This window comes from Methylophaga thalassica MP, assembly GCF_000214595.1.
Taxonomy (GTDB): Bacteria; Pseudomonadota; Gammaproteobacteria; order Nitrosococcales; family Methylophagaceae; genus Methylophaga; species Methylophaga thalassica.
Genome location: NZ_AFIG01000002.1, coordinates 163,447 through 169,875, shown reverse-complemented (window position 1 = coordinate 169,875; position 6,429 = coordinate 163,447). Strand labels below are relative to the sequence as shown.

At 41.2% G+C, this 6,429-nt stretch carries 11 protein-coding genes; all 11 read right to left on the bottom strand.

The window, feature by feature from the left end; genetic code table 11:
• On the bottom strand, nt 1–224 hold a 224-nt coding region (locus MAMP_RS11650; RefSeq protein ID WP_040576553.1), incomplete at its 3' end, for a DUF3438 family protein.
• Nucleotides 221–868, bottom strand: coding sequence for a PFL_4703 family integrating conjugative element protein (locus MAMP_RS11645; protein WP_158005176.1), 648 nt, complete (start codon nt 866–868; stop codon nt 221–223). The genes MAMP_RS11645 and MAMP_RS11650, both read right to left, overlap by 4 nt.
• Nucleotides 846–1,217: a TIGR03750 family conjugal transfer protein gene (locus tag MAMP_RS11640; protein WP_040576552.1), complete on the bottom strand. Its 372-nt coding sequence runs from the start codon at nt 1,215–1,217 to the stop codon at nt 846–848. Before MAMP_RS11640 ends, MAMP_RS11645 begins: the two co-directional genes overlap by 23 nt.
• Nucleotides 1,214–1,552: a TIGR03745 family integrating conjugative element membrane protein gene (locus MAMP_RS11635; RefSeq protein ID WP_007146254.1), complete on the bottom strand. Its 339-nt coding sequence runs from the start codon at nt 1,550–1,552 to the stop codon at nt 1,214–1,216. Before MAMP_RS11635 ends, MAMP_RS11640 begins: the two co-directional genes overlap by 4 nt.
• A gap of 9 nt (nt 1,553–1,561) precedes the next feature.
• Nucleotides 1,562–1,807, bottom strand: a complete 246-nt coding sequence (locus MAMP_RS16620; RefSeq protein WP_083821537.1) for a DUF3262 family protein — start codon at nt 1,805–1,807, stop codon at nt 1,562–1,564.
• A 9-nt stretch (nt 1,808–1,816) separates the two neighbouring features.
• Nucleotides 1,817–2,101, bottom strand: a complete 285-nt coding sequence (locus tag MAMP_RS11630; protein WP_007146252.1) for an integrative conjugative element protein, RAQPRD family — start codon at nt 2,099–2,101, stop codon at nt 1,817–1,819.
• 98 nt (nt 2,102–2,199) lie between these two features.
• Nucleotides 2,200–2,895 carry a TIGR03747 family integrating conjugative element membrane protein gene (locus MAMP_RS11625; protein WP_007146251.1) on the bottom strand — a complete coding sequence of 232 codons (696 nt, stop codon included), beginning with the start codon at nt 2,893–2,895 and terminating at the stop codon, nt 2,200–2,202.
• Complete coding sequence (gene traD / locus MAMP_RS11620) at nt 2,895–4,952, bottom strand: type IV conjugative transfer system coupling protein TraD (RefSeq protein WP_040576551.1); 2,058 nt, start codon at nt 4,950–4,952, stop codon at nt 2,895–2,897. Before traD ends, MAMP_RS11625 begins: the two co-directional genes overlap by 1 nt.
• Nucleotides 4,949–5,431 carry an integrating conjugative element protein gene (locus tag MAMP_RS11615; RefSeq protein WP_050797563.1) on the bottom strand — a complete coding sequence of 161 codons (483 nt, stop codon included), beginning with the start codon at nt 5,429–5,431 and terminating at the stop codon, nt 4,949–4,951. Before MAMP_RS11615 ends, traD begins: the two co-directional genes overlap by 4 nt.
• Nucleotides 5,428–6,018, bottom strand: coding sequence for a transglycosylase SLT domain-containing protein (locus tag MAMP_RS15955; RefSeq protein WP_158005175.1), 591 nt, complete (start codon nt 6,016–6,018; stop codon nt 5,428–5,430). The genes MAMP_RS11615 and MAMP_RS15955 overlap by 4 nt, the downstream gene beginning before the upstream one ends.
• Nucleotides 5,927–6,427 (bottom strand): hypothetical protein, encoded by a 501-nt coding sequence (locus MAMP_RS16210; protein WP_158005174.1) that lies wholly within the window; start codon nt 6,425–6,427, stop codon nt 5,927–5,929. The genes MAMP_RS15955 and MAMP_RS16210 overlap by 92 nt, the downstream gene beginning before the upstream one ends.
• Nucleotides 6,428–6,429: the final 2 nt, after the last annotated feature.

Sequence of the window (6,429 nt, the reverse complement as noted above, 5' to 3'; positions counted from 1 at the left end):
AAAATGACACCATTGTTTGATAATGTACTTAGCGAATTAGCTATTGCAGCGGGTACTTTCACTCTCACGCTATTTGATGGGAAGACGATCATTCTCTCTTGATTAGGCTTTAATACTACCTTGATTGGTGTCTTGTCCCAGACCACCTTCTCATCAGCAACTGATTTTGTCGGCAACCAAGCAAGAGTAAAAAGAGCTACTATTATCGTTATATATAGCTTCATTGTTGTTTTACCGTTGAAGTAATTCGTGTTGGATTTTCTTGAAAGCCATCTAACATTAGTCCCCAAGGGTTGAACTCCGGACTTACGTTACTGCGGACGACTCTAATTGGATATCTAATATCTACTGATTTGATGGGGACACCACGATGAGTCTCAGTAATCCTGAGATCGAGCCATACTATGAAGTTGTTTTCATTAAGTATGTCTACTCTATGGTCGTCATAAGCCATTTCGTTAATTAGAGTGACAGTTCTTGTACGCCTATCTAGTTCACCACGATTACTACGACGAATAATGTCTTCCTTTAGCCATTGCTGATAGCTTGGTGAAAGGTATGCAGCAAGTTCTCCTACTCTCGCAGGATAGTCTTTGGCTCCGTCTTCTAGCCATGTATTAAGATATTGAAAGATACTGACTGCAAAGCTATATGCTGATGTGACAGGTATTTCATTGAGCGTAACTGTCGCGCCTGCTCGAAGGTCTGGTGGAATGAATAACCTTTGAACTTCACGAGCTTTATTTGCCGACATCCAGAACAAAATACAAAATAGAATTAATATCCCAACTACTATTCTCAGAGTAGTGATATGAGATTTAAGGTTGTCATTCTCTCCTCTATATTTACTCCCCATCAGTACGTCCAACTCCCCATGTTCCTGAGTAATGAATTACGCGATCATTATTTGTATTAGTTTTTACTCTGAGAAAAATATCTCGTAGCATTAAATAATGTTGATAGTAGTAGTCAGGCCTTCCTCGCTTTATTTTCTGAAATAAAGAGCCACTGACAAGGACTGTCAGCAAAAGCATAATCATTGCTGCTCCCATCCCCATTAGCATTTTCCCCATTAAGGCAGCCATGAACAGACAAACTGGAATCCAGAAAAGAGCTCCAACTTTTAATACCATTCCTAATTCTGAATTAGACAGTCCTCGGAATATTGGAGGCTCGTTATTGAGCCTATCAGCCAAGATATCTTCTGAATCACTCATTTGAAGACATCTGAAGCTTGATAAAGTAAATAAGAAACAAATGCGAAAACACCTGCACCTGCTATAACTGTCACGCCGACTTCACCCCATTCTTTTCTACCTGTACGAGCTTGGTTAATATCTGAAAAAGCAATCCAAGAAAGCCAAATAAAACCAACAACAGAGAGTGTTAACCCTAGTAGTAAAGAAGCATCTTTTATGTATCCTTTTAGAAGTTCTAGCCAGTTTCCATTAGCTGATCCAGTAGATGGTGGAACAGCTGTTGGTAATTTCGCATATGCTTTCTGACATATTGATAGATAAAAGGCCGATGCAGTGATAAGTATTTTCTTCATTTTTAACCCTTATTTTGAAACTAGATTTAAAACCAAACAAAGCAAGATAGTGGAGCGTGTGGCACTCCACATAACATCGAACAAAGTGACGTCATTTTTATTTGATGCCCATTGATTGTAATAAGACAGTGTTACCCAGGCGCTCCATAACAAGATTGCAACAGCTACTAGAGTTGCAAGGACTAACATGATGTTATCCATGGATACACCAGTAGCATTTAGGAAGCTTTCTGTTTGCTTAGAATTAACGGACATGGTTTAGCGTCAGTAGTCGCCAGATAGTGGGGCGTAGTTTCTCGGTTCGATTGCTGGTCCATCGAGATGTTCTTGAATGCCCAGCTTCATCATCATTAAGTCTTTACGAAGTAGGTTGTATTGGAAGCGAATACGGCTATCGGGATTTGCTCGGCCCTGCGCTTCGTCAACAAGTGAGCTAAGGCCATCAATTTCATGAATAAGCTTGGCTAGACTTTCACGTTCAGCAAAGTTGCTGGCGCTAGCTACCGCTGATAACGAAATCGTGAAAATAAGTAAAAGGGGCTTGAGCATTATGTTCATTTCTCACTACATTAACTTTGTGTGAGTGAAGTCTGCCCAAGCCCCTCAATAGAGACAATGAATAACCGGATATTGGTCTGAGCCGGTTATCAGATATATTTCTTGAATAGGTATGTAACCATGAAAATACCAATGCCGAATAACAAGGCAAAAGGTAGGATTACAGCGTTTGGATGAATAGAAACTGGAAAAGCAAGATAGACAACCCATGGTGCGATGAAGGTTATGGGAATCCAGCGTTTTGCGTGATGGTATAAACCAGCATGTTCTCTTCCGACAGACCATTTTCTGATATCACGTTGAACCAGACCTTCCGTAGCTGCAACAATGCCAAAGATTAGAAATGCGGGTAATGCTAATGTCAGAACTGCTAGTCTTATTGCAAATACTTGAGTTACGTAAACAGCAGCTAATACATGTTCGGCAAACAGACGTATTATGCTTTCAGCTTTGTTGTCTCGAAGAATCTTAGAAAGGATATCCATAACACCTGTCTTCTCATACATATACTTATGCATTGTTGATGCTATATTTTCAGCATATTGAACGGGCCGCTGTACAATTAAACTTTTCTGGAAGTCTTTGTTTAAATAACCCAGCTCTGTTTTAACCATCCCCCTGCTGTGCTCAATACCTTCATCTTTCCATTTAGTGTTCATTCCAATCCATTCTGTGATGATAGACATGAGTAAAGCGAGTAGAAGCCACACCGCTATGGTTGTAATTCGTGATATCCATCTACCTATCAGACTTTTTTGGGTTTGAGGGGTATTATCCTGTGCCATTACTCAACCCACCATGTCTCGCCAGTTCGGTATGATGAAGCCATATCATCAGCCATTTCATTGAAATTTGAGGTCATATAGAGGTCATCTTTAGAGTCCGCTAATGGCACTCGGATTTTCCATAGTTGACCACCTGCTGTGAGAATGAATGCTTGACCTTTTGGGAGTGCCATTATGGTTGCCGGTGACAGAAGGGGGGCTTCAGTGAACGTTATGCGGTCTTGAGCGCTTGATGTGAAATCGACCTCACTATCTAGATCTACTGAGTCTGCAGAGCCTGTCACTTCAGTTGCAGCAGCAACCTCGACCATTGGGAGCTGTTCCGTGAATAGCTCAGCTGTAGCTAGTTCTTTCACTCGGAATATAACTACCGTGCCAAAGTTACCAAGTGCTTGACCTGCTTTTGCTTGATCACCAAGCTTCACAATAACGTCAGACATGGTTTGTGTGTAAGCGGTGATTTGCAAGCCTGCGCCCCCGCCTTTGTTAAGCATTGGAAGAAACTCATCTCCCATTAATTCATTCACTTCATCAGCATGGATGTTTATAGGGGTTTTACTTCCAGATGATGTGTCTTGGTTGTGATATCCGAGTTCAGTTCCATGTTTATATATCTCACCTGCGGTAGAAACTAAGTCTGCAAACATTGTGTTACCAACGGTGCCGGCAATAGCCATATCTTGTAATGCATCCAGTCCGATATACACGACTTTCTTTTGTCTTATGACCTGCCCCCAACTAAATACTGGTCGATTATCGTCTGCGTCGTTATATGCTGGTGATATAAGCTCAGCAATACGTCCTGATATAAGTTTCTCAAGTAATGGCAGACCACTAGCCACAATCTTGTCAAAATATGTTTTGTCGTATTCAAATGTAGAACGTAGTCCCATAGCTACAGCATCAAACATTTTTCTATCTTGAGCATATTTAATCATGGCGTTTGCTCTTTTGTTTTTCCCACGTAGACTCATAGGAAGCATCTTATCGTTCAAATTTGAAGCTATTTCATTTACGTGTCTTGGCCAGTCAGGATCAGCCTCATTGTTTAACCAAACCTCGTAATAATCTATGAGTAGATCATCGATACTTTGAATGTGCTGAGCTAATTGTGCATAGTCTGGTCGTCGTCCGAGTGCTACCAGTGCTTGAGCAATAATATTGGTGAAACGCCAGAAAAACTCACGGAATACGTTTGAGTTACCACCACTGTCAAGTTGGTTTGCTGTTCTGGTAGCAACCTCTGTTACACGGCTAAAATGTCCTATGCCGTTATATCTAGCTGATATGTCTGGGAAGCCAAGATGAAAGACAACTAAATCATCTTCTCGACCTGATGCTTTACATTCAGCAATAATTCTTCGCATCAACTCTGCATCACCTTTTGGATCGAAGACTACTGTGATGTCACCACGTCTTATATCTTGAGTAATCAGCACTTCAGCTGCACGAGTTTTACCAACACGGGTGGTACCCAGAACCAGTGTATGACCATTCCTTTCCGAAAGAAGTGAAACTACGGGTTCTTCCTCCCCCCCTACACCGTGGATCTGTGGCTCGCCCCCGATTGGAGGTAATGATCGAACAGGATTAAATTTTGATTCACTGTTGAGTAGTTCAGCGAGTTTAGATAGATACGGTTGTGATTCCCATTCACGCTCTTTTCTTCTTGCGAGTCTGTAAAGTAGTCCAGGGTTAATATATTTGCTTGCAGCTGGCTCTCTTGTGTCCTTTAGACGCTGAGCATGTTTTTGTCCCCACCTAAAGCCTAGTCCATAGAACAAATATTTTTTACTAACTGGAATATCATTGGGTGCCATCTTGAATAGCGCTTGCCGACGAAGCCCTTTTTGATACTTATAGAGTCGAACAAAATCTCTGAAATTACGAAAGGCATTATAGGTGAGGATACCCCCTACCCCATAAGCAATTGATGGGGTCATCATAATAGACCACGGTGCGACATATGAAAGTACCGCACCTGTGGCAGATATCCCGGCAGACCATATTTCAACCTTTGGTCGAAGGAGTACTTCCAACGTGTGTTTCTGTTTCATTGGGCAATCTGTGTTCGAGTGATTAAAATTGGGTAATGATGGAGGTTTAGCTGTTTTGCAAGATCACTTCCGGAAGCCGGACTTATCTGAAGTCCACTTGCTGCGTGTATGACTTGTTGTATATCTGAAGCAGACTTCGAGTTGACGATCAGACCCACTGCACCGACTTTAATGAGTGCTTCTCTGTGTCGCGATAGCCAGTTTATGGATACCTTGTCAGCTCCCACAAGAAACAATGGGCTTGGCAGATAAGGGAGTGAAATATTCCGTCTTTTTACCTTACCAACAGTCATTTCGGGCGTTGTTGGGCTGATCAGGCTCGTGATGTTGGGTTTGCGTTTTGGGAGTTGAGCTTTTTTTTCAGTAGATAAATATCTGTCCGCATTTATAGTTCTACCAGAATCAAATATCACTTTGGGTTCTGCATGGACCAATGTGCTCACCATGAGTAGGACAGATAAAGAGATCATCCTGCTCATTTTGTTGCCCTCATATAGCTAAGCACATTCTCCCGATAACGTTTTGCACGTGCTGCTCTCTCTGGTGTATTACTCTTTGTATGATACTCACCAGCACAATAAAACCAGTCTTGTTTGCGTTCGTAGCACTCACGTAAGATTTTTGCTCCAGTTTGAATATTGTATTCAGGTGATAATGCCTTCCAAGGGTCTTTCAGTTTGTCTTTGTGCCAATACCAATTAGTTTGCATTAGACCTATATCAACTAAAGTGATGTCGTTGGCTAATAACAGCATAATTGCTGCATAAGCTTTCTTACGTGTAGGGAAGTAATATCCTTTGCCACGAACATTGAGCGTCCATGGCCATACCTTTTTAATTTTTGGATTAGTGCTTTCTGCTCGTGAGATTGCATAAAGTAGATTTGCTGGAACACCTTCCTGCTTAGCTACTTTTACATAAAGGGCTGGGATAGAATTTTTTGAATATGTATTTGCGTACGCGGGTGAAGAGAGGCTACTGCTGAGTATTATTGATATAACTAAGAATTTCAGGAATATCTTTGTTGAGTATATGCATGTGAACCCATATGCGGTTTTTATACTCATGTTGCATTGGTGATGCGATGATGAATGCATCTTCCTTAATACCCAAGAATATACATTTGTCATGCAAACCAGCCACCAAGATAGCGTGCTCAGATGAATGTTCTGGATGTTTTGACTGCAAATAGTTAAATATTTGCTCTTGGAAATAGATTCTCTCGCCATGGGTTTTTTTGGCAAGGGTAGATATTTGAAACTTCCAGATAAAGAACTCTCCAGAAAGTTGCTCGACTATTTTTCCCCAACTAAAGCTGTAACTTCCGACGTTGACAGCATTAACAATACTCGTGCCATTGTTGATCTTTGTGTCACTGGCATGTTTCTCGACTTCTCCATCAAGAAATCTTTTATAAGCATTCAAATCAATAGGCGTCGTATTAGATGTCATATTGGGTAATTTAATATTAGTCAAAT